General features: G+C 73.9%; 20 protein-coding genes and 1 CRISPR repeat array. Of the genes, 10 read left to right on the top strand and 10 right to left on the bottom strand.

Annotated elements, in window-relative coordinates:
* Nucleotides 1-223 precede the first annotated feature (223 nt).
* Nucleotides 224-2,938, top strand: a complete 2,715-nt coding sequence (locus ACJOT3_RS04145) for a cation-translocating P-type ATPase (RefSeq protein WP_406968928.1) — start codon at nt 224-226, stop codon at nt 2,936-2,938.
* 262 nt (nt 2,939-3,200) lie between these two features.
* On the opposite strand, the gene ACJOT3_RS04140 is transcribed toward ACJOT3_RS04145, so the two are convergent.
* The 3 genes from ACJOT3_RS04140 to ACJOT3_RS04130 form a co-directional block, all read right to left on the bottom strand.
* Nucleotides 3,201-3,647, bottom strand: a complete 447-nt coding sequence (locus ACJOT3_RS04140; protein ID WP_406968926.1) for a hypothetical protein — start codon at nt 3,645-3,647, stop codon at nt 3,201-3,203.
* Nucleotides 3,640-3,987, bottom strand: a complete 348-nt coding sequence (locus ACJOT3_RS04135; protein WP_406968924.1) for a hypothetical protein — start codon at nt 3,985-3,987, stop codon at nt 3,640-3,642. The genes ACJOT3_RS04140 and ACJOT3_RS04135 overlap by 8 nt, the downstream gene beginning before the upstream one ends.
* An 845-nt stretch (nt 3,988-4,832) precedes the next feature.
* Entirely contained in the window at nt 4,833-5,105 is a 273-nt protein-coding gene (locus ACJOT3_RS04130; RefSeq protein WP_406968922.1) for a helix-turn-helix domain-containing protein, read from the bottom strand.
* A gap of 797 nt (nt 5,106-5,902) precedes the next feature.
* Here ACJOT3_RS04130 and ACJOT3_RS04125 point away from each other — a divergent pair.
* Both ACJOT3_RS04125 and ACJOT3_RS04120 read left to right on the top strand, forming a co-directional pair.
* On the top strand, nt 5,903-6,886 hold the full coding sequence (locus ACJOT3_RS04125; protein WP_406968920.1) for a patatin-like phospholipase family protein: 984 nt from the start codon (nt 5,903-5,905) through the stop codon (nt 6,884-6,886).
* Between the two features lie 275 nt (nt 6,887-7,161).
* Complete coding sequence (locus tag ACJOT3_RS04120; RefSeq protein WP_406968918.1) at nt 7,162-8,364, top strand: hypothetical protein; 1,203 nt, start codon at nt 7,162-7,164, stop codon at nt 8,362-8,364.
* Between the two features lie 155 nt (nt 8,365-8,519).
* On the opposite strand, the gene ACJOT3_RS04115 is transcribed toward ACJOT3_RS04120, so the two are convergent.
* Complete coding sequence (locus ACJOT3_RS04115) at nt 8,520-9,281, bottom strand: SDR family NAD(P)-dependent oxidoreductase (protein ID WP_406968916.1); 762 nt, start codon at nt 9,279-9,281, stop codon at nt 8,520-8,522.
* Nucleotides 9,282-9,462: 181 nt separating this feature from the next.
* Between ACJOT3_RS04115 and ACJOT3_RS04110 the strand changes: the two genes are divergently transcribed.
* The gene (locus tag ACJOT3_RS04110; RefSeq protein WP_406968944.1) at nt 9,463-10,167 is read left to right on the top strand and encodes a TetR/AcrR family transcriptional regulator; all 705 of its coding nucleotides are present in this window, start codon (nt 9,463-9,465) and stop codon (nt 10,165-10,167) included.
* A gap of 75 nt (nt 10,168-10,242) precedes the next feature.
* Nucleotides 10,243-10,824 carry a hypothetical protein gene (locus ACJOT3_RS04105; RefSeq protein ID WP_406968914.1) on the top strand — a complete coding sequence of 194 codons (582 nt, stop codon included), beginning with the start codon at nt 10,243-10,245 and terminating at the stop codon, nt 10,822-10,824.
* A gap of 638 nt (nt 10,825-11,462) precedes the next feature.
* On the opposite strand, the gene ACJOT3_RS04100 is transcribed toward ACJOT3_RS04105, so the two are convergent.
* On the bottom strand, nt 11,463-12,011 hold the full coding sequence (locus tag ACJOT3_RS04100; RefSeq protein WP_406968912.1) for a TetR/AcrR family transcriptional regulator: 549 nt from the start codon (nt 12,009-12,011) through the stop codon (nt 11,463-11,465).
* A 148-nt stretch (nt 12,012-12,159) separates the two neighbouring features.
* Here ACJOT3_RS04100 and ACJOT3_RS04095 point away from each other — a divergent pair, with 148 nt between their 5' ends.
* A complete protein-coding gene (locus ACJOT3_RS04095; RefSeq protein WP_406968910.1) occupies nt 12,160-13,146 on the top strand; it encodes an SDR family NAD(P)-dependent oxidoreductase in 987 nt (328 codons plus the stop codon).
* A gap of 191 nt (nt 13,147-13,337) precedes the next feature.
* Here ACJOT3_RS04095 and ACJOT3_RS04090 read toward each other — a convergent pair whose 3' ends face one another.
* On the bottom strand, nt 13,338-13,859 hold the full coding sequence (locus ACJOT3_RS04090) for a P-loop nucleotide/nucleoside kinase family protein (RefSeq protein WP_406968908.1): 522 nt from the start codon (nt 13,857-13,859) through the stop codon (nt 13,338-13,340).
* Nucleotides 13,860-14,020: 161 nt separating this feature from the next.
* Between ACJOT3_RS04090 and ACJOT3_RS04085 the strand changes: the two genes are divergently transcribed.
* Nucleotides 14,021-14,827 carry an NmrA family NAD(P)-binding protein gene (locus ACJOT3_RS04085; protein WP_406968906.1) on the top strand — a complete coding sequence of 269 codons (807 nt, stop codon included), beginning with the start codon at nt 14,021-14,023 and terminating at the stop codon, nt 14,825-14,827.
* A 51-nt stretch (nt 14,828-14,878) separates the two neighbouring features.
* On the opposite strand, the gene ACJOT3_RS04080 is transcribed toward ACJOT3_RS04085, so the two are convergent.
* Both ACJOT3_RS04080 and ACJOT3_RS04075 read right to left on the bottom strand, forming a co-directional pair.
* The gene (locus tag ACJOT3_RS04080; protein WP_406968904.1) at nt 14,879-15,097 is read right to left on the bottom strand and encodes a hypothetical protein; all 219 of its coding nucleotides are present in this window, start codon (nt 15,095-15,097) and stop codon (nt 14,879-14,881) included.
* Nucleotides 15,063-16,034 carry an erythromycin esterase family protein gene (locus ACJOT3_RS04075; RefSeq protein WP_406968902.1) on the bottom strand — a complete coding sequence of 324 codons (972 nt, stop codon included), beginning with the start codon at nt 16,032-16,034 and terminating at the stop codon, nt 15,063-15,065. The genes ACJOT3_RS04080 and ACJOT3_RS04075 overlap by 35 nt, the downstream gene beginning before the upstream one ends.
* A 92-nt stretch (nt 16,035-16,126) precedes the next feature.
* Between ACJOT3_RS04075 and ACJOT3_RS04070 the strand changes: the two genes are divergently transcribed.
* Nucleotides 16,127-16,837 (top strand): TioE family transcriptional regulator, encoded by a 711-nt coding sequence (locus ACJOT3_RS04070; RefSeq protein ID WP_406968900.1) that lies wholly within the window; start codon nt 16,127-16,129, stop codon nt 16,835-16,837.
* A 509-nt stretch (nt 16,838-17,346) separates the two neighbouring features.
* Here the strand turns inward: ACJOT3_RS04070 and ACJOT3_RS04065 are convergent.
* Nucleotides 17,347-17,940, bottom strand: coding sequence for a hypothetical protein (locus tag ACJOT3_RS04065; protein ID WP_406968898.1), 594 nt, complete (start codon nt 17,938-17,940; stop codon nt 17,347-17,349).
* A gap of 369 nt (nt 17,941-18,309) precedes the next feature.
* Between ACJOT3_RS04065 and ACJOT3_RS04060 the strand changes: the two genes are divergently transcribed.
* A complete protein-coding gene (locus tag ACJOT3_RS04060) occupies nt 18,310-18,828 on the top strand; it encodes a pyridoxamine 5'-phosphate oxidase family protein (RefSeq protein ID WP_406968896.1) in 519 nt (172 codons plus the stop codon).
* A gap of 130 nt (nt 18,829-18,958) precedes the next feature.
* Nucleotides 18,959-19,537: a CRISPR direct-repeat array (repeat unit 29 nt; unit sequence CTGCTCCCCGCACGCGCGGGGATGGTCCC).
* Nucleotides 19,538-19,646: 109 nt separating this feature from the next.
* On the opposite strand, the gene ACJOT3_RS04055 is transcribed toward ACJOT3_RS04060, so the two are convergent.
* Nucleotides 19,647-20,564: an alcohol dehydrogenase catalytic domain-containing protein gene (locus tag ACJOT3_RS04055; RefSeq protein ID WP_406968894.1), complete on the bottom strand. Its 918-nt coding sequence runs from the start codon at nt 20,562-20,564 to the stop codon at nt 19,647-19,649.
* A 132-nt stretch (nt 20,565-20,696) separates the two neighbouring features.
* Between ACJOT3_RS04055 and ACJOT3_RS04050 the strand changes: the two genes are divergently transcribed.
* Nucleotides 20,697-21,137: a winged helix-turn-helix transcriptional regulator gene (locus ACJOT3_RS04050; RefSeq protein ID WP_406968892.1), complete on the top strand. Its 441-nt coding sequence runs from the start codon at nt 20,697-20,699 to the stop codon at nt 21,135-21,137.

The raw sequence follows: 21,137 nt of genomic DNA, 5'->3' as shown, positions 1-21,137 counted from the left end.
GAGGCCGCACCCGGTGTCAAGGGCCGTCCGGCCCGGTCCCCGCGGCCGACCGAACGTCCTTCCCGCAGGTGGGAGGCGGTGTGCGCGGCCGGATCGGCGTGTCGGGGCGGGGACCTGTGGCCCACCCGGGTGCGGACCTTCGCCCCCTGCGTTCGCACCGGCCGATCACCGACCGTGGAGGAGAGGGCCCAGGCCACGCCCTCGGACGGGGACGGTGACGCTCATGACCGGTACGGCCCATCCCGGCGAGCCCGCCCGCGGGGTCGCGGCTCAGGTCGGCCGGGGCGGAACCTGGCACGCCCTCGCCCCGCGCGAGGTCCTGGCGGCCGTCGGCTCCGGCACCGACGGGCTGTCCCCGGCGGAGGCGGCCGCGCGGCTCGCCCGCCACGGCCCCAACCGCCTGCCCTCCGGCCGCGGGCGCGGCCCGCTGCCGCGCCTCCTGGCCCAGTTCCACAACCTCCTCATCTACTTCCTGCTCGGCTCGGCGGCCGTGGCCTGGCTGCTGGACCACCGCGTCGACGCCGCGGTGATCGTGGCCGTCGTCCTGGTCAACGCCGTCGTCGGCTTCGTCCAGGAGGGCAGGGCCGAACGCGCCCTCGACGCCATCCAGGACGTCATCGCGCCCCGCGCCGCGGTCGTGCGGGCGGGCCGCCGCACCGCCGTCCCGGCCGACGGGCTGGTGCCCGGGGACGTGGTCGAGCTGGAGGCGGGCGACCGGGTGCCCGCCGACCTGCGGCTCCTGGAAAGCCGCTCCCTGCTCATCGACGAGGCCGTCCTCACCGGGGAATCGGTGCCCGCCGAGAAGCAGCCCGCACCGGTGCCCGCGGACACCGCCCTGGCCGACCGCGCCTGCCTGGCCCACTCCGGGACGCTCGTGGCCTCCGGGCGGGCCACCGGGGTGGTCGTCGCCACCGGCGCCGACACCCGCATCGGCCGGATCAGCGGCCTGGTCGGCGGGGTGCGCACCCTCACCACGCCGCTGCTGCGCCGGATCAACGGGTTCGGCCGGGCGGTCACCCTGGTCGCCGCGGTCGGCGGCGCGGCCCTGTTCGCCTTCGCCGTCCTGGTCCGGGACTTCGCGTGGGTGGAGGCGCTGATCGCGGTGGTCGCGCTCACCGTGTCCCTGGTCCCCGAGGGCCTGCCCGCGGTCATCACCATCACCCTGGCCATCGGCGTGCGCCGGATGGCCGCGCGCCGGGCCCTCATCCGGCGGCTGCCCGCCGTCGAGACGCTGGGCGCGACCTCGGTGATCTGCTCCGACAAGACCGGCACCCTGACCCGCAACGAGATGACCGTGCGGCGGTTCCACCTGTGGGGGAGCACCCTGGAACCGGCGAGTGGCGAGACCGCCGCCGCCTCCCGGCCGGCCGCGGCCGCCGTCGAGACGGCGGTGCTGTGCAACGACGCCCGCGTCCGCCCCGGACCCGGCGGGTGGGCCCACGAGGGCGACCCCATGGAGGCCGCCCTGCTCATCGCCGCGCACGAGGTCGGGGCCGACCCCGACGGGATCCGGGACGGGCACCCCCGGACCGCCGAGATCCCCTTCGACGCCCGCCACCGGTTCATGGCCGTGCGCTGCCGCACCCCGTACGGCCCCGACCGCGTCCACGTCAAAGGCGCCCCCGAACGCGTGCTCGCCATGTGCTCGCACCAGTTGGGCGCCGACGGCACCGCCGAACCCCTGGACACCGCCCGCTGGGAGGGCGTCATCGCCGCCGCGGCCCGGGCGGGCGAACGCGTCATCGCCCTGGCCCGCCGCGACGCCCCCGCCGAAGCCCCGGGGCTGGGGTTCGGGGACGTGGAGGAGGGCCTGGTCCTGCTCGGCATGGTCGGACTCGCCGACCCGATCCGCCCCGAGGCCGCCGACGCCATCGCCGACTGCCGCAGCGCCGGGATCTCCGTCGTCATGATCACCGGCGACCACACCGGCACCGCCGTCGCCATCGCCCGGGAACTCGGCATCGCCGACGACCCGGTCGCGGCCACCGGCCGCGACCTCGACACCCTCGACGACGACGCCCTCGCCGACCTGGTCGAGAACGTGGACGTGTTCGCCCGCACCGACCCCGAGCACAAGCTGCGGATCGTCCGGGCCCTCCAGCGCCGGGGCCGGATCGTGGCGATGACCGGCGACGGCGTCAACGACGCCCCCGCCCTCAAACAGGCCGACGTCGGGGTGGCCATGGGCGTGCGCGGCACCGAGGCCGCCAAGGAGGCGGCCGAGATGGTGCTGCTCGACGACGACTTCGCCTCCATCGTCGCCGCCGTCAACGAGGGCAGGGTGGTCTACGACAACATCCGCAAGGTCATCGCCTGGACGCTGCCCAGCAACGGCGGGGAGGTGCTCGTCGTCATCGCGGCCATCGCCGCCGGGACGATCCTGCCGGTGACCCCGGTGCAGATCCTCTGGCTCAACCTGATCCTGGGCGCCACGCTGGGGCTCGCGCTGGCCTTCGAACCGGCCGAGGAGGGGGTGATGGAGCGGCCGCCCCGGGAACCGGACCGGGCCCTGCTCTCGCCCTTCCTGCTGTGGCGGGTGGGGCTGGTGTCGGTGCTGTTCCTGGTGGGGAGTATGGCGGTGTTCGGGTACGGGCTGGCCCGGGGGCACGACGTGGCGACCGCGCGGACGCTCGTGGTCAACGCGCTCGTGGTCTTCCAGATCTTCTACCTGTTCGACATCCGGTACCTGCACGTCGGGTCGCTGCGGCCGCGGTCGGTGCGCGGTACGCCGGCGGTGCTGCTGGCGCTGGCCGTTCTGGTCCCGGCCCAGTTCGCGCTGACGTACGCGCCCTTCATGAACGAGGTCTTCGGCACCGCCCCCGTGCCGTTCTGGGACGGGGTGCTGGTGGTCGTGTTCGGGTCCGGGCTGCTGTTCCTGCTCGCGGCGGAGAAGGCCCTGATCCGCGGGTTGGGGCTGTTCCCGGAGCTGCGCTCCTGAGCGGTGCCGGATCCGGGGCGGGCCGGGCTCCGAGGAGGTGCGGGGAGTGGGGAGGGTGAGGGGTGAGGAGGCGGGGGGGGGTGAGCCGTGCCGCGCCCGGGAGTGGGAGCGGCACGGCGTTCGAGGGGGCGGTGGCGGGCCCGAACCCCGCCACCGCCCCGGCCGCGGACCGGTCGGCGCCCCCGCGATCGACCGGCCCTGCGGAGTCCGCCCCGCGCCCGGTAGCCGTCCTGTCCGGGACGGGGCGGGGTCGGTGGCCGGGTCAGAGGCGCCGGTAGGCGGCCAGCCGCCGCTCGAAGTGCGCGTCCACCGGGTGGGCGGCCCCCCGGCTGCGGTCCTCCAGCACCAGCAGCAGGCGCGGGTCGGGCGCGAGCAGGGCGCACACCGCCGCCGCCATCAGGTCCGGGTCCAGCAGGGCCTCCGCCCCCGGCACCAGCGGCACCCGGGCCCCCTCGCAGCGGTGGGACCAGCCGCGCAGCTCGTTCCAGTACAGCGTGGTGTCCTGTCCGACCCGCAGCCGGGCGCCCCGCACGTCCCGGTGCTGCAGGTGGCAGGCGGGCAGGTGCACCCGGGGCGGGTCGGACAGGTCCTTGCGCAGCCGGTCCGCGCAGGCCTGCACGTAGGCGTGGTGGTTGATCGGCCAGGGAACCGTGTTGGCGTCCGGGTAGTGCATCCCGGAGGACATGATGACCATGGCGCCCTCACCCACAGGCCAGGACGGTGAACAACACGGTGACGGGCAGGCCCGCGTAGATGCCGCGCAGCACGGTGACGTGTTCGCGTCCCTGGACGCGGTGCGACTCGCGCACCCCGGCCAGCAGCATCCGCCAGCGGGCGGGCACCGCACCGGTGGCGGGGTCGGGGGAGGGGAAGTGCGGGAGCCCGGTGGCCGGGGGCGCACCGCCCTCCTCCTTGCCGTCGCCGTCGGCCTGGCTCCCGCCGGGTCCGGTGGGGCCCGTGGGGTTGGCAGGGCCGGTGGGTCCGCCAGGGCCCGTGGAGCCCGTGGGACCCGTAGGTCCGGCGGGGCTCGTGGAGCCCGTGGAGCCCATAGATCCCGTGGGGCCGGTAGGGCCCGAGGGTGTGGCGGGTCCCGTAGCGCCGGTGGGTCCGGTGGGGCCCGTGGAGCCCATGAATCCCGTGGGGCTGGTGGAGCCCGAGGACGTGCCAGGGCCAGTGGAACTCATGGGTCCGGTGGAGTCCGTGGGGTCAGTAGAACCCATGGGTCCGGCAGAGCCCGTGGGCCTGACAGGGCCCATGGAGCCCACAGATCCCGTGGGGCCCGTGGAATCCATGGAACCGGCGGAGCCGGTGTGGCTGCCAGGGCCCGTGGTGCCGGTTGGGCTGGTGGAGCCCATGAACCCTGTGGTGCCAGTGGGACCCGGGGGCGCGGCGGGGCCTGTAAGTCCGGTGGGGCCGGTGGAGCCTATCGGGCTGTCGGGTCCCGTGGATCCGGCGGGGCCTACGGGCTCCGTAGAACCGCTGGGGCTCTTGGGCTTCATGGGGCCCTGGGTGCTCGGGGTGCCCTCGGGTCCCGCCGCCGGGGCGGGGGCCGGCGCGGGGTACTCGGTGCCGCCGGGGGTCAGGACCGCGTAGTGGACGATCATCCGGCCGTCCACGTCGGTGACGCAGGCGGTCAGCCCGGGCCACAGGGACGGCTCGCGCTCCAGCAGGGCGGCGATGTGCCGCGCGGTGACGATGACCTTGCGGGGGCCGCTCACCGACACCGGCTCGGCGGGCGGCCGGGTCGAGGGCGTCGGGGGCGGGACGGGCATCCGCGGCCGGGCGGGGGTCGCGGTGCGCGTCGGGGCGGCGAGCGGATCGGAGGACGGTTCCTGCGGGGGCGGGGCCGCGGGGAGGGGGTCGGAAGAACGATCGGAAGCGATTCGGAGGGTGTTCATTCGAATCCTCTTTTCGGGGGTCCGGGCCGATCCGTAGGCGGCTCCGGTATTCCAGATTCTTTTCGTGCATTCTCCACGTACCGATTGAGCGATTCGCAGGTGATCCGACGGATCCACTTCTTCGGACCGACCTTCACCGATTCCAGCTCCTGCGCGTAACAGAGTTCGTAGACGACTCTTTCCGAAAGGTCCAGGATTTCTGCGGCCTTGCGTACGCTGACCAGGAGTTTGGGAATCTCGATCACGTGGGTTTCCCTGTGCTCGATCATGGGGCGAATGTAGCAACGTGGGGTAGCGGTGGACAAGGTCGACCCCTGGGGCGTTTGTTCCCTATGTTCTTTTTCGGGACCTTGTTCTCGGTTGAGAAAAAAGAATGCGGCAGCGCAAGGGCTTGCGAGCCCCTGTCTGACTCGCAAGGTAAAGTTAAGGGAAAGGGAAGTGTGATCTTGTTTTACCGAGCATTTCCCGCCGGTCCCCGTTCGCCGTGGCGGGGTCCTGCCGTGCCGTTTCGGGGGCGCTCGGCGGGGAGCCGACGAGGGTGCGCGCTCATCGGATCCGGCCGCCGGACTTCGCCCGCGCCTGCATTGTCGCGCAGGCTTTCGGCTTCGGTCCCGTCCGGTGAGCCACCCGTTCCGGCCCCGGCCCGGCCACCGCCTCCGCGCTCCTCGCCGCGGGGCGCCCCGGGAGGGGGGTCGGGCGGGCGCGGGCGGTGATCGCGCCCGCGCAGCGGCCGTCCCCGCCGGCGGCCGCCCCCGCCATCGGGGCCATCGCCCAGGGGCGGTGCTGCTCTGGGGCGGGGGAGCGGTCGCGGCGGGTGCGGTGGCGCTAGCGCGCCGGGGGTTCCGGCCGTCGGCGCCCCGGTGGCGGCCCTCGCGGGTCGGGCACCGACCGTGCCGTCCCCGGCCGCGGTCGGCGCGCACCTGTGGCCCACCGCACACCGGACGACTCGACCGCCTCCCTTGCGAATGAACACTCATTCAAATATGGTCCTCCTATCTGAATGAACATTCAATCAGCCCTGATGGCGCTCCCCCGCGCCACAGCAGGCTTGAGGAGAGGACCCATCATGACCACGCACTCCGGCCGCACCCGAGGCTCCCGCATCGCCCTGGCCGCGACCGCCGCCACCGCCGCGCTGACCCTGGCCGCGTGCTCCGCCCCCGCCGAGGACGCCCCGGCCGAGGAGCCGGGCGAGCGCCCGCGCGTCGGCATCGTGCTCGGCGGCGGCGGTGAGGTCGGCATCGCCTGGCAGACCGGTGTGCTCGCCGCCCTCGCCGAGGAGTCCGGGCTCACCCCGGACGTCGTCGACGTCGTCGTCGGCACCTCGGCCGGGGCCTTCTCCGGCGCCCAGTTCGCCTTCGGCCTCGACCCGGACTCCCTGGTCGAGGCCGAACGGGCCGGGGGCGTGCTCAGCGCCCCGGTCGGCGGCGGATCGACGGACGAGATGCCGATCCCCGCCGAACTGCTGGAGGCGCTGGCCTCGACCGAGGGGACCATCGAAGAGCGCGGGCGGCGCGTCGGCGAGATGGCCATCGAGGCCCCGGTCGGGATCTCCTCGGAGGAGTACGTCGCCTTCGTGGCCGCGGGCCTGCCCGGGGCGCAGCGGCCCGAGTTCGACTCCCGGGCCACCTCGGTCAACGCCCTGACCGGGGAGACGGTCCTGTGGACCGCCGACGACGGAGTCCCGCTCGCCGCGGCGCTCGCCTCCTCCAGCGCGGTCCCGGGCTTCCTCCCCGTCGTCGAGATCGACGGCGCACCGTACACGGATGTCCCGCGCACCTCCTTCTCGCGGGAGCTGGTCGAGGAGAAGGACCTGGACGCGATCGTCTACATCGGCATGCCGACCCCGAACCTGTCGAACACTGTCGAGGAGGACGCGCTCGACGCGCTGGAGGACGAGGGGCTGCTCGTGGTGCGCATCACCGGTACCGACGCGTCGAACGCGGTCGCCGCCGACGCGCTCAACCCCGAGGCCCGCCCCGAGGCCGTGGAACTGGGCCTCGACGAGGGCCGCGCGGCCGCCGCCGAGGTCACCGCGATCCTCGGCTGACCCCGCGCCGCCCCGATCGGGCACCGTCGGTCCGCCGACGGTGCCCGATCCCGTCCCGGGAGCGTGGCGGGGGCGGTGCTGCGGCGGGCAGGGGCGGTGGGGCGGTGGCGGCGGGGGCTCTCGGGCCGGAGGACCGGAGGTTCCGGGCCTCAGCCGCCCCAGGGGCCGGGCCCGTGTGAATGCCGGGTGGGGATTTTCGCCGAGCCACTCCCCGTGTGTGTTCAGGGCATTACTCTGGGTTCTGTTAGTCGCCCCCTTCTCCCCAGGACGGCCCCATGACCCGACCCCGGACCGTTCAGGTCTCCCCTCACGAGCTCACCCCCGTGCTCCTGAAACGGCCCCACCTCGACATCTTCGCGGCCCTGCTCCTCGCCGCCGCCACCGCCCTCGCCGTCTACGTGAGCTGGCCCGTCGCCGGAGCGTTCATCGTCGTGGTGCTCGTCTTCACCCTCCTGAACGGATACCACCGCAGAAAGCGGCAGCTGGACGGGGTGGTCCGCGGCCACGAGGCCGCGACCGCCGAACACGAGTGGTCCCTGGCCGAACGGGGAGTCCACGCGGGCGTCCTCGGCGCCGCCTACGAGGCGGAGTCCGCCGCGTCGGCACGCGGGTTCGGCCGCATCGACCAAGAGGTCCCCGACGACCTGAAGGAGCTGGAGAAGAGCGAGGAGGCGCTGCGCCTGGAGCAGAACGTGGGCTTCGGCGAGCGCGTCAAGGAGTCCGTGGACCTGGAGTGGGCCCACTTCCTCGCCCACCGCGCCGCCGGGCTGACCGCCCGGGGCGTCCTGCGGATGCGGTGCCACGGGTTCGCCGTCACCGCGTTCGACGTGACGGTCATCGACGAGGGGCGCGCGGAGGCGCTCCGACGGTACTTCCCGGTGGAGCGGGCCGCGGAACTGGCCGGCACCCACCTGACGGTGTGGACCGTCGACCTGCCCCTCCCGCTGCCGCGCCTCTCGTCGGCCCACCCCTGGGGGGACATCTACTCCGCCGTCGATGTCCGGGGCGGGGAGGCCGCGGCGGCGGGGGAGGCGGAGGACGGGGAGCGGCACGCGGCACGGGCCGCCGATACCGCGTTCGCCGAACTCCTGATGTCGGTCCCGGCCGTGCGCGAGCACGCCCTCGCCCCCGACGGGATTCCATGGACCCTGGAGGGCGACCGTGTCATCGCATCGAAGCGGTCGGACTCGGGCCTGTCCGTCGGCGGTGTCGCGGCGGTCGCCGACGACCTGGGGCGGCTGTGCGCCGCCTTCCCCTGGGCGGACCTGGAACGCTTCCGGATCGACGGGTGGGACCGGGAGGCCGCGGCCCCGGAGGTCACCTGGACGCACCGGTGGTCCGGCAAGTCCGGGCCCCCGACCGTCGAGCGGTGGGGGCGGGTCGAGGTCACGCGCGGCGGGCTGTGCGTGTTCGCCCCCGTGATGGAGGCGATCCCCCTGGTCCCGGACCCCGGCGGCCTGGCAGCGGTCCGTTCGTGAACGCGGCCGCGGCCGGGGCACCCGCGCGGGTGCCCCGGCCACGGAGGACAGCCCGGCTAGGGGCGGTCCGGGTCGGTCCGGGTCGGGTCGGCCTGAGCCGATCCGGGGCGGGTCGGCCTGGCTCGGCCTGGGCCGGGGCTGCGGGTGCGGGCGGGTCAGACGGCGGCCCAGCCGTTGTCGACCGGCAGGATCGCCCCGTTGACGTTGCTCGCGGCGTCCGAGGCCAGGAACACGATCGCGGCGGCCAGTTCCTCGGCGGCCGCGACCCGGCCGATGTTGTTCGCGTACCGGCCCAGGGCGGTCGGCCCGTCCACGCTGGTCGGGGTGCCGATGGCGATGTTGGTGGCGGTCCCGCCCGGGGCGACCGCGTTCACCCGGATGCCGTGGTCGCGGTACATGACGGCGGTCGACTTCACCAGCCCCACCACCCCGTGCTTGGCGACGGTGTACGCGGTCCCCGACGCGCCGCCGCGCAGGGACGCCTCCGAGGCGGTGAACACGATCGACCCCGAGCCCCGCTCCTTCATGAGCGGCAGGACCGCGCGGGTGAGCAGGAACGGCGCGGTGAGGTTGACCCGGATCAGCCGCTCCCACATCTGGTCGCCGACGTCGGCGGTCGCGGACATGTCGTCCATGATCCCCGCGTTGTTGACCAGGACGTCGACGCCGCCCAGCTCCTCCACGGCGGTGCGGACCACCTCGGCGACGACCTCCGGCGAGCTCAGGTCGCCGACGACGGCCTGCGCCCGGACCCCCGCGGCCCGCGCCTCCTCGGCGGCGGCACGTGCGCCGTCCCCGTTGATGTCGGCCACCAGGACCGACGCGCCCTCGGCGGCGAAGGCCGGGACCGCGGCGCGGCCGATGCCCGAGCCGCCGCCGGTGACGATGACGTTCCTGCCCTTGAGGCCCGTCTCCATTGCTGCCCCCTCGTGTGTTCGGCGGCCGCTGCGGCCGCGCCGTCATCATAGGCCTTTTTGTCGCTGCGTGACATTTTGTCTTTTGGTGACATTTGTGACTAGACTGAACGCCGTGTCGGGGAAGGGGACGGTGGAGGGGGCGATGGGGGAGATGGCGACGGTCGCGAAGGGCAGGCCGCCCATGACCGAGCGGCGCAAGCAGGTCATCCGGCTCCAGATCGCCCGCGCGGCCCTGGAACTGTTCGCCGAGCAGGGCGTGGCCGGGACCACCGGCGACGACATCGCGCACGCCATCGGCATCTCCACGCGAACGCTGTGGCGCTACTTCCCCACCAAGGAGGGCTGCGTCCGGCCGCTCCTCACCAGCGGCCTGGAGGTGATGGCCGCCCACCTGCGGGGCTGGCCCGCCGACCTGTCGCTGGTGGACCACCTCGACCGGGTCGGCGCGTTCACCGGGGGCGGTGGAGACGGGGAGGCCGGGGGCGACGGGGAAGGCGGGGACACGGTGGAGGCACCGGTGGCCGCCCTCATCCGCATGACACGGACCGAGCCCGGGCTCATGGCGGTCTGGCTGGACGTGCACCGGGCCGCCGAGGACGTGTTCGCGCAGATCCTCGCCGAACGCCTCGGGGTCGACCCCGGCGACTTCGCCGTGCGGGTCCGGTCCGCCGCACTCAACGGGGCGCTGCGCGCGGCGGCCGAACGGCAGGCCCTGCACGGCGGTGCGAGCGGTGACGGGAGTGGTGGCGGGAGCGGCGTCGACAACGGTGGAGGGACCGGTGGGGAGAACAGTGGGGGGTCCCCCGGGACGGGTGCCCTGCTGCGGGTGGCGCTGGTCGCCCTGACGGACGGGTTCGGCCCGGTCCGTTCCGGCGGAGGGTCCTGAACGGCGCCGCGACAGGTACGCCGAACAGGCGATTTCCGGGTCTTACCGGTACCGTGCCGCGGGTACCGTGACCGGATGAGCACCACACCGGAAGACAACACGGGACCCGAGGACACCGGCCGGGCACCGGAGGGGGCGGGCCAGCCGACCTTCGAGCCCGCGACCGCCGTGGCCGACCGGACCCCCGGGGCCGAGCATGGGGAGCCGGGGCGGACCGACGCGGAGCCCACCGGGGAGGAGGCCGCCGAGGCCGCCGCCGCTGGTGGGGGCGCGGGCGGGGTCGCGGGCGCGGGAGGGGGCGCCTTCTCCGCCGAGACCTTTGCGCTCGTCGGTCTGGCCCTGCTCGCCGTGACCATCCTGTCCGGGAATCTGGTGGAGATCCTCACCAGCATGATCCTGGTCGGCGGCCAGCCGATCGCCGCCGAGCAGATCGTCCAGATCCGGATCCAGATCTCCGCGGGCACCGCGCTGGCGCTGCTCACCGCGGTGGTGTCGCTGGTGTCGCTGATGCTGGGGAGCGCCGCCACCCGCCCCTGGGCCAAGTGGGCCGCCACGGCCGGGGGCATCGTGGGGGTGCTGTTCGTGCTCGCCGGCGCGGCCGCCTTCCTGCTGATCCCGGAGGCGGCCCCGCCGCAGCCGATGATCCCGCCCTTCTAGGAGGCGACGCCCTGGGGCGCGGCCCCACCAGGCCCCACGGCCCCGGACGGTTCTTCCGTCCGGGGCCGTTCGTGTCCTCCGGGACGGGCACCCGAGGCGACCCGCGCGGCCGGGACCGCGGCGGTGGTCGAGCCCGCTGGGGCTGTTGGGGCGGTCGGGATCGCTGGGCCGGCCGGGGCGACCAGGGCGGCCGGGACGGCTGGGGGCTCGGCGGTGGTCGGGGTGGCTGGGGCTGTTGGGGCGGTCGGGATCGCTGGGCCGGTCGGGGCGACCAGGGCGGCCGGGATGGATGGGGCTGCGGCGGCGGTCGGGATCGCTGGGACTGCCAGGGCGTCCGGGGCGGCCGGGTCCGTAGTGGTGATCGGGACGGCTGGGATTGTGGTGCCGGTCGGGGCGATCGGGGCTGCTGGGGTGGCCGGAACCGCGGTGGCGATCGGGACTGTCGGGGTGGTCGAGATGGCCAGGACCGTGGTGGCGGTCGGCGTGGCCGGGACGGCTGGGGGCTCGGCGGTGGCTTGACGGAGGAGGGCAGGGGCACGGGTGGCCCGGGCCACTGCCGGGGCGATTGATCCGGTTCTGCCGCGGGGTGTTAGGGCGGCTTTACGGTGCTGGACGGTTCTGTGGCCCGGGTCGGGGGCTCAGGGGCGGGGGCGCAGGCCGGCGAGGAGGACGTCGACGAACACGTCGCGGTCGTGGCCGCCGGAGAGGCGGATGGCGTGTTCGGTCCCGCAGATGAGCCGTTCCACCCGGTCCGCCGAGAGGTCGGTGCTCACGACCCCCGCCCGCTGGGCGCGTTCGAGCACGTCGGCCAAACCGTCGAAGGTCTCGGACTTGAGCGCGGTGACCTCCGGGCTCGCGTCCTGTGCGGCGAGCAGTATGGCCTGGAGGCCGCCCGACTCCAGGTGCAGGTCGACCATGTCGCGCAGCGCGGTCTCGAACGCGCGCGCGGCGTCGGGTTCGGCGGCGGCCTTGTGGGCGATCGCGTTGAGCCGCTCCAGGGCGCCCCGGGTGAGCTCCTCCACGAGGGCGTGCGCCGTGGCGAAATGCCGGTAGACGGTTCCCACACCCACTCCCGCCTCGCGGGCCACCTCGTTGAGGCGCAGGTCCTTGGGGTCGGCGCGGCGGGCGGCGGCCAGGATGCGTTCGCGGCTGCGGGCGGCGTCGGCGCGGAGCGGGGTCGAGGTCATGCCCGGATCCTATCCGGCGCCCCGCGAAACGGATGAAGGATCCGGATCACCGGAGCTCCTCGCCGAGAAAACGGATAGTTCATCCGTTTTGCTGCTAGGGTCTGGAAAGCGGATGAGGTATCCGTTTTCGAGGTGTGAGGGGCAGGCCATGACACGCAAGTTGCAGAACACACGCCGTGTACCGGGACCGCAGGCGCCATGGGACCCCGGGCGGCTCCCCGACCAGCACGGACGCACCCTGGTGGTGACCGGCGCGACCGCGGGCATCGGCTACTTCGCCGCCGAACAGCTCGCCGGCGCCGGAGCCCGCGTGGTGCTCGCCGGACGCTCGCCCGAGCGGCTGCGGACCGCCGAGGCGGCCATCCGGTCACAGGTGCCCGGGGCCGCCGTGGACCGGGTTGTCGTCGATCTCGCCTCCAAGGCCTCGGTGACGGACGCGGCCGCCGCGCTGGCCGAACGCGACCGTATCGACGGCCTGCTCCTCAACGGCGGGTCGATGTCGATGAAGGCGACCGAGGCCGCCGAGGACGGCCTCCCCCTGCAACTCGTCACCCACGTCGCCGCTAACATCGCCCTCGTGGCCGGGGTGCTGCCCGCGCTGGCCCGCACCGGCGAGAGCGGCGGTGTCCCCGCACGGATCGTGCACACCTCGACGGGGTTCGTCGACCTGCTTCGCAGACCCGTCACCGCCCCGCTGCCGACCTCCCGGATCGGGGTGGTCGCCTACACCCGGGCCAAGGCGCTCACCGAGGTGTTCGGGTTCGAACTCGACCGGCGGCTGCGCGCCGCGGACGTACCCGTGCGGTCCCTGGTGGTGCGCCCCGGGGTCGGTGTGGACGCCCGGACACCGCACCGCGCGGGCATCCGCGACGACACCGTTCCGGTACGGCGCAACCCGTACACCCCCTGGGCGCAGGGCAAGGACGCCGCCGCGTGGTCCGCGGTCCGGGCCCTCACCGACCCGGGCGTCCGGGGCGGGGAACTCTACGCCCCCGCGAACGGCAGGCGCGGCCTGCCCGTGCTCATCGAGCCGCGGGAGGTGACCCCGCCGGACCGGGTCGGCGACCTGTGGCGGCGGCTCGAAGAACTGGCCGGGGTCACGGTCCCCGTCCCGGGGACCATCCACCCGGACTGACCCGGGGGCGCCGCCCGAGTGATGTTCAAGCCGTGGCCGAGGGGTGGTGTCCCATCACTTTGAGGGTGGGCGTCCGGCAGGTTCGAGCCATGGCCGGACCAGGGCCCGCCCGGGGATGGAGTCAGGTCCGGGCCAGGGCCGGGGCTGCTCCTTCGGGGTGACCGCCTGGGCGGGGAGGCTTCAGGGAGGCTTCAGGGAGGTGTCGGCGGGCGGCCGAGGTGGGCCAGGGCGGTGTGGACGTTCTCGTCGGGCGGTCGCATCGAGTCCAGGCGCAGCCGGGCCTCGTGCCAGTCCGCCAGCCCCGTGACGCGGGCGGCGACCGACTCCCAGGAGGGTTCCGGGAAACCCGCGATACCGCGCTCCCGGCCCTCCAGGCGGCGGCGGTGCTCGGCCGGGTCCGAGCAGAACACCTCGATGAAGGCGAGGGGCCGGGCGCGGCGTTCCGCGAGCGAGCGCCACTGGTCGCGGGCGGCCGCGACATCGTTCACCGCGTCCACGACGACGTCGTGGCCCAGGCGCAGCTGCTCCTCGGCCAGGTCCTCGGCGACCACGTACGCCGCCAGGCCGGTCGGCTGCCCGCGGTCGACGCCCGAACGCCACAGGGCGGCCTCGATCGGGTCCACGGACAGCAGCGCGCAGCGGAGCGCGCGGGCGAGCGCCCGCGCGATCGTGCTCTTTCCCGACCCGGGCGGACCGGCCATGGCGATCAACATGACTCCGAGTATCGCGTGTGCACGACGGGGCGGTGGCCGGGCGTTCATTCCCGGCCGGCAGCGGCCCGTCCCCGTTCCTTGACCTCAAGTCCGGTTGAGTTTTTAGCGTGGCCCACAGGCGACCGGGAGAGCCCGGGACGGCGAGAGTAAGGGGATCCACGATGACGACGCTCGTGACAGGGGCCACCGGCAACACCGGACGGCACGTCGTGGCGGAGCTGCTGCGCCGCGGCGAGAGGGTGCGGGCGCTGACCCGCGACCCGGTCGCCGCCCGGGGGCGGCTCCCGGCCGGGGCCGAGATCGCCGTCGGAACGCACACCGCCCCCGGCGAGCTGGGAACCGCGCTCGCCGGGGTGGAGCGCCTGCACATCACGGTGACCGCCGGGCTCGCCGAGGCCGGACCCGAACTCGTGCGGCGGGCCGTCGACGCGGGCGTGCACCGCATCACCGTGGTGTGGGGCGGCGGCGTGGGCCCGGTGGAGCAGGCCGTGGCGGACTCCGGGGTGGACTGGACCCGCCTGGAACCCCAGGAGTTCATGTCCAACACGCTGACCTGGGCCGATTCGATCCGCAAGGAAGGCATCGTGCGCGAACCCTACGACTTCCCCAGCGCTCTGGTCCACGAGGGCGACATCGGGGAGGTCGCCGCGATCGCGCTGCTGGAGGACGGCCACGCGGGGAAGGCCTACAACCTCACCGGGCCCGAGTCGCTCACATCGAGCGAGCGCATCGCCGCGCTGTCCCGGGCGACCGGCCGCGACATCGTGTTCGAGCGGATCACCCACGAGCGGGCCGTGGAGCGGCTGACCGCCACCGGGGTGTCGCGGGTGGACGCCGAGTACGTGGTCGGCTGGTACGCCGCCTCCGATTCCGCCTCTCGAACCGTCGACGGCACGGTGGAACGGGTGACCGGTCACCCCGCGCGCACGTTCGCGCAGTGGTTGGACGAGCACGCCGACCGTTTCTGAGGGCGGTGCGCCGCCGGGGCCGGGCCGCGGGGGCCGGCCCCGGCGGGCGGTTCACAGGGAGGCGGCCGCGGCGGCCCCGTCACGGATGTGCAGCACGGCGTCGGCGGTGGCGAGCGTTTCCGCGTCGAGCGGGAAGTACCCCTGCTCCGGGGTCGGGTCGGTGCGGACCCTGGCGGAGGGGGCCGTGACGGCCTCCGTCAGCCCCCAGACACCGACCCGGCCGTCCAGGGCGCTCTCATGGGTGCCCGGTTCCGGGGCCGCGAGCCTCATCTCGTCGCTGCGGCCCAGGCTTCCGGCGATGAAGGAGTACCGCTCGCCCACCAGCGACCTGACGATGGAGCCCGCCCCCCGACCAGGCCAGATCCATGCCCGCCAGCGTCCAGCGGCTCGGACCGTCCTGGAGGTGGCGGTTGTGCGCGTACACGAGCGTCGGCCCGCGGTGGCGTTCGTGCTCCCGGATGTCGAGGAGGTTGCGCGCCATGGCCGCGTCCCGGACTCCCAGCATCCGCGAGGTCCGCGTCGCCGGTTCCAGGGGCTCGGCCGCCGCCCGGTGGTAGCGCAGCAGGTCCAGGGCGGTGGTCAGGTGGGTGCGCGCCGCCGTCCACGCGGTGTGCGAGGTGGCCGCGACCAGCTCCGGCGCGCGGAGGTGGAGCTCGGTCAGCAGGTCGTCCGCGACCACCCGCAGCCGCAGGGCCTCGGCGGTGGCGCCCACCGACGCGGCCGGGTCCATGACCGCCTCGGTGCGGCTCCAGCGTTCGTCGTCGCCGGTGAGCGCGGCGATGTCGAGGTCCAGGCCCAGGAAGTCGCGGGCGTGCTCCAGGTGGCGGCGCGGGCTCGGGGCGGACACCATCTCCGTCGGGGCGTCGAAACCGTGCAGGGCCAGCCGCTCCCCGGCCGGTCGGCCGCGGTTGTACTCCCGCATCCAGACCACCAGCTGCCGGGTGGCGGCCTGCTCGCCCCAGCCGTGGGAGAAGCCCTCCCGCATCACGGCGTCCAGGCCCGGGTCCGTTCGGCCGTGGACGAAGTCGTCGACGGTGAGGGCGGCGGCGCGGTCGGTCTCCAGGGCGATCGAGCGGAAGCCTCGCTCGGCCAGCCGCGCGAACAGTTCGTTGCGGACCAGCGGAAAGGCGGGCTCCCCGTGCGTGGGCTCGCCCAGGGCGAGCAGTTCGCAGGGCGCGGCGGCGAGGTCGTGGATGTCCAGGCTCATGTGTCTCAAGCGTATCTTTGAAAGAACTGTTGAGACTTTTATCGCCGTGTAGTGGGGGAGGTGCGGTAAAGTCTCAAAGCGGTGATCGAATCTTGAGACCAGCGGACCTCGCGCGCGAGCACGGCATCTCGACCCAGGCGGTGCGCAACTACGAACGGGACGGGTGCCTGCCCGCCGCGGAGCGCACGCCCAGCGGATACCGGGTGTACACCGAGGTGCACGCGGCGGCGCTGCGCACCTACATGTCCCTGATCGCCGCCCACGGGCACGCCGCCGCCGGGCGGATCATGCGCGCCGTCAACACGGGACGGCTCGACGAGGCGCTGGCGGTCATCGACGAGGGGCACCGGCAGTCGCTGCGCGACCGGGCCACCCTCGACGCCGTGCGGGAAGCGGTCGACCACCTCCTGGCACAGGACGGCACACCCGCGGCACGCTCCGGCGACCGCGCCCCCCGCAGCATCGGCGGGCTCGCCCGGCGGCTGGGGGTGACCCCGGCGACCCTGCGCAACTGGGAGACGGTGGGGATCCTGGCACCCGACCGGGAACCGGTCACCGGGTACCGGGTGTTCCGCGCCGACGACATCCGCGACGCCGAACTGGCCCACCTGCTCCGCCGCGGCGGGTACCCGCTGGAGCATATCGCCGCGGTGGTCCGCCGCGTCCGCGCCGCGGGCGACACCGAGGCGCTCGCGGCCGCGCTGGAGGACTGGCACCGCAAACTGACGGCGCGCGGGATCGCGATGCTCGCCGCCGCCGCGCACCTCGACCGCTACCTGCACCGCCTCGGCCCGCCCCCGTAGGCCCGGCGGGGACGTCCCGCGTGTCGCACGGCCGCGGTGAGGGGACGGCGGCGAGCATCGACGGCGAAGGCTGTGCTCCCCGCCGCGCACCTCGACCGCTACTTGCATCTCCCGGCCCGCGTCCGTGGTCCTAGCGGGGACGGACCGGGCCTGATCGGGGCCCACCCGGGGGTGCAGGGAGGCGCGGCGCTCGGCCGAACCGGTGGGCGGCCCGGTCGATCGTCTCCTTTCCTTGAACGGATCCGCGGTCGCGCGGGGAGTGGCACGGCAGGGCGCCGGGTTCGGGCGCGACGGTGTCGGGTGCACGCCGTGGTCCGCGGACGTTCCCGGAACCGCTCGGGCCTGATGAGCGTGGCGAGCAGCTCCCGGCCGATGGGGACACCGGAGAACCCCAGGTGTTCTGTCCACTCATCGGAAGGCGGGTGAGCGGGGAATCCCGGGACGTGTGGTGGTGGAAGTCGAGAAAGGCGCGGCTCCTGTGAGTGAGGGTGTTCTCCACGGTGGACGGTTCAGGGGTGACGGGCGTGCTCCCTTCCCGGATCGGGGGTGGTGGCTGGGGACGGCCTCTCCAGAACCCGGAGCAGGCGCTCGCGGTCGTCGGTGCCGATCTCCGGGTCGGCGTCGAGCAGTACGCGCACGGTCGGCCCGTGCTCGGCGAACACCGCCCGGCACCGGGCCCGCTCCGGGTGATCGCGCTCGGCGCCGAACACCAGCAGCGCGGTGGCGTTGTCCTCGGGCACGGGCTCGGAGAGTTCCGCCGTGATGGTGAGGAGACGGACCAGGTCGAGACGGACCGTGGTGTCGGATCCGGCCGCCAGGCGGATGAGGAAGGGCAGGGCGGCGGGCATCGCCGCGTTCAGGGTGAAGATGTCGTCCATGAGCACGGTGGTCAGCACGTCCACGGCCCTGGGGGCGCTGTTGCGGTCCAGGAGGGCGCGCAGCAGGAGGGGGATGTCGGCCGGGCACCGGTGGAACCGGGACCAGGCGATGTCGGCGCAGCCCGCGAGTGCCGGATGATCGGGGGCCGCCGGGTCCGCGGGGGACGGAGGGTGCTCGCGCAGGAATGCGGCGATGGCGGCTTCTTTCGCCTCGGTATCGATCACGCACATGGACTCGGACCCGCCTTTGCTCTCGCCCGCACACGGAAGACCCCCGGTGGCGGGGGATCCCGGAATCCGAAGGGGATTTCTCCGGACACTTTTTATTGTGTGCCGGGCCGCCCGGCCCCGCCACCCGATTCCCCGGCCTGTGGATAACCCTCCCGGGAGAGCCTTCCCGTGTCGTCGGTGGCGGATCGGGAAGGGGTGATGGGACGGCCTGAGATGGGGGTTACCCTGCGACCTCGCGCACGGCTTCCGCCGATGCTTCCGGGACTCCTCGCGGGGCTGCCGCCCACCACCGAGGAGACGGCGCCGTGGCCGGGCTCCTGGTGGAGGAGTTGTCGCACGATCGCCGAGATGAGGAGCGGTCCCGTGTACGAGACACCGTATGAACTTCGAGAACTGCAAGCCCTGCTGGATGCGTCGCTGTCGCGATCGGGCCCGCACCTGCGCTCGATCGTCGGCGCGAACACGGTGGACGCGGAGCGGCTCACCGCGATCCTGACCGGGATGCGCACGCTCGCGCTGTCCACGGTGACGGCAAAGGGGGAGCCGCGGATCAGTGGTGTGGACGGGCATTTCCTGCACGGGCGGTGGCATTTCGGTACGGCGCGCACGGCCGCCAAGGCCCGCCATCTCGCAGCACGCCCCGCCGCCAGCGCCGCCCATATGCGCGGTGAGGAATTGGGGGTTTTCACACACGGAACGGTGGAAATCCTCAACCCGGAACGCGGGGGAGCTTCCGAGGATTGGCCGGAGCTGCTCGCGTATTTCCAGGATTTCTATGGGAGTGACGCGTTCGACTGGGAGGAGGAGGTGGTGTACTTCCGTCTGCACCCACAGTGGATGGCCGTGTTCGCCCCCGACCCGTCAGGCTTCATTGCCGAATGATGCAGGAGTGGCTCTTTTCCATTCATGTGAGCCTTCTGGATGCTTTTGGGATCCTATGTCAGCGGTGACTGATTCTTGAGAACTTGCAAAATCGCCCGCTTCCCGATGGAATCTCCGCAGGTCATTTACTCTGCTCCCCGCACGCGCGGGGATGGTCCCCCGGCGCCCGACTGGACGCCGCACCGGCGGCCCTGCTCCCCGCACGCGCGGGGATGGTCCCTTCGTCAACCCCTCCGCCTACGCGGACAACCACTGCTCCCCGCACGCGCGGGGATGGTCCCGTTGCCGGTTCCGTTCTCCCTGTTCACGAAGACTGCTCCCCGCACGCGCGGGGATGGTCCCCGCTGGCGCCTGCGGAACGGCCGCAGGTTCCACTGCTCCCCGCACGCGCGGGGATGGTCCCTTGGCCAAGCGCGTCCAGGTCGGCCAGACGCGCTGCTCCCCGCACGCGCGGGGATGGTCCCCGGCTGGGACGACAGGGCCCGCGGCTTGTACCCTGCTCCCCGCACGCGCGGGGATGGTCCCCCTCTGCGGCTAATGGGCCGGACGAACCCACGGCTGCTCCCCGCACGCGCGAGGATGGTCCACGGTGCTCGTAGGGGGACAGGACCGTGTCCGGCTGCTCCCCGCACGCGCGGGGATGGTCCCAGGATCAGATCGGGGCGGGTGTGCCCGACCTTCTGCTCCCCGTGCATGCGGGGATGGTTCCGTCGAGACGGGTGGCCGTTCGCGCGCAGGCCGCTGGTCCCCGTGTTGTGGGGGGTGGTCGGGTGGGGGGTGCTCCGCGCGCCCGGGTGGGCGCGCGGAGCGGGTCGGGGTCAGGGCTGGAGGACGTAGCGGCCGCGGGTGCCGCCGCGGGCGAAGGCGCGGTGGGCGGTGGCGGCCTCGGTGAGGGGGAGGACCGCGTGCACGCGGGTCGGGAGTTCGCCCGCGGCGGTGCGGGTGAGCAGGCTCGCCAGGCGGGCGCCGTCCGGGACCACGCCCACGGTGCGCACGTCGATGCCGCGTTCGGAGGGCACCGGCGAGCCCGGCTGCACCCCCACGAAGATCCCGCCGTCGCGCACCAGGTCGCGCCCGTGCTCCTGGAGTGCCGCGGTGTCGGCGACGGCGTCCCAGTCCCCGGACGCCCGGTCGGTGAAGTCCGCCTTGAGGTCGCGGACGAACGCCTCGTCGCCCGTTCGGGCGAGCCCCGTCACCTGCCAGCCGCGCTCCTGGGCCAGCGACACCGCGTAGCCGCCGACGGCGCCCGCGGCGCCGGTCACCAGCAGCCGGTTCGCCGTGTGCGGCGCGTCGCCGAGCAGGTCGACCAGCTGGGCGGCGGTGAGCCCGTTGAGCGGCACCGTGGACACCGCGGTCAGGTCCTGGCCGTCGGGCACCGCGGCCACGTCGGCGGCCGGGACGACCACCTGTTCCGCGTAGGTCCCGAAGTCCCGGTCCAGGCCGCCGACCAGCCCCGCGACCCGGGTGCCGACCGCCAGGTCCACGCCCTCTCCGGCGGCCGCGACCGTGCCGGAGAAGTCCCAGCCCAGCCCCGTGTGCTCGGGCTGGTCGATGATCCCGAGCCCGTGGAAGACCCCGGCCGCGACCGCGAGGTCGACGGGGTTGACCGGGGCGGCGGCGATCCGGACGCGGACCTGTCCGGGGCCGGGTTCGCGCAGCGGCACGTCGATGAACTCGATGGAGTCCGGCCCGTTCGGGACGCGGACGACGGCGGTGCGGAAGGTGGGAGTCCCCATGGTCGTGCTCCTTCGGCCCCCGGGGGCCTTGCGTTCGGAAACTGACACGCACCACTCTGGTGGGGTAACTCTCCAACGGGAAGTGCGCACTTGGAAGTGCGTAGACCACCCCAGGGTAGGAAGGACCGGCCGATGGCGACGAGGACCGCGGCGCAGAAACGGGCGCGGGAGAAGGCCGACTACGACGCGTTCCTGGCGCAGTGCCCGAGCCGGCAGCTGCTCGACCGCATCTCCGACAAGTGGGTCGCGCTGATCCTGTCCGCGCTGGGCAGCGACGGCCCGCACCCCGTGGGAGAGTCCGGGGGCGGGCCGCGGGCGATGCGCTACTCGGAGCTCTCCCGCCGCCTGGCCGGGGTCAGCCAGAAGATGCTCACCCAGACCCTGCGTTCACTGGAGCGCGACGGCCTCATCACCCGCACCGTGACGCCCACCGTGCCGGTGACGGTCACCTATGAGCTCACCGGCCTGGGGATCTCGCTCCACCACCTGATGCGCGGTGTCAAGGCGTGGGCGGAGGACCACATGTCCGAGGTGCTCGCGAACCGCGAGGAGTACGACGCCCGGGCCGTGTGA

It is taken from the genome of Nocardiopsis protaetiae, from assembly GCF_045446735.1.
In the GTDB taxonomy this organism is placed as follows: Bacteria; Actinomycetota; Actinomycetes; order Streptosporangiales; family Streptosporangiaceae; genus Nocardiopsis; species Nocardiopsis protaetiae.
This window is presented reverse-complemented; position numbering and strand designations above follow the sequence as displayed.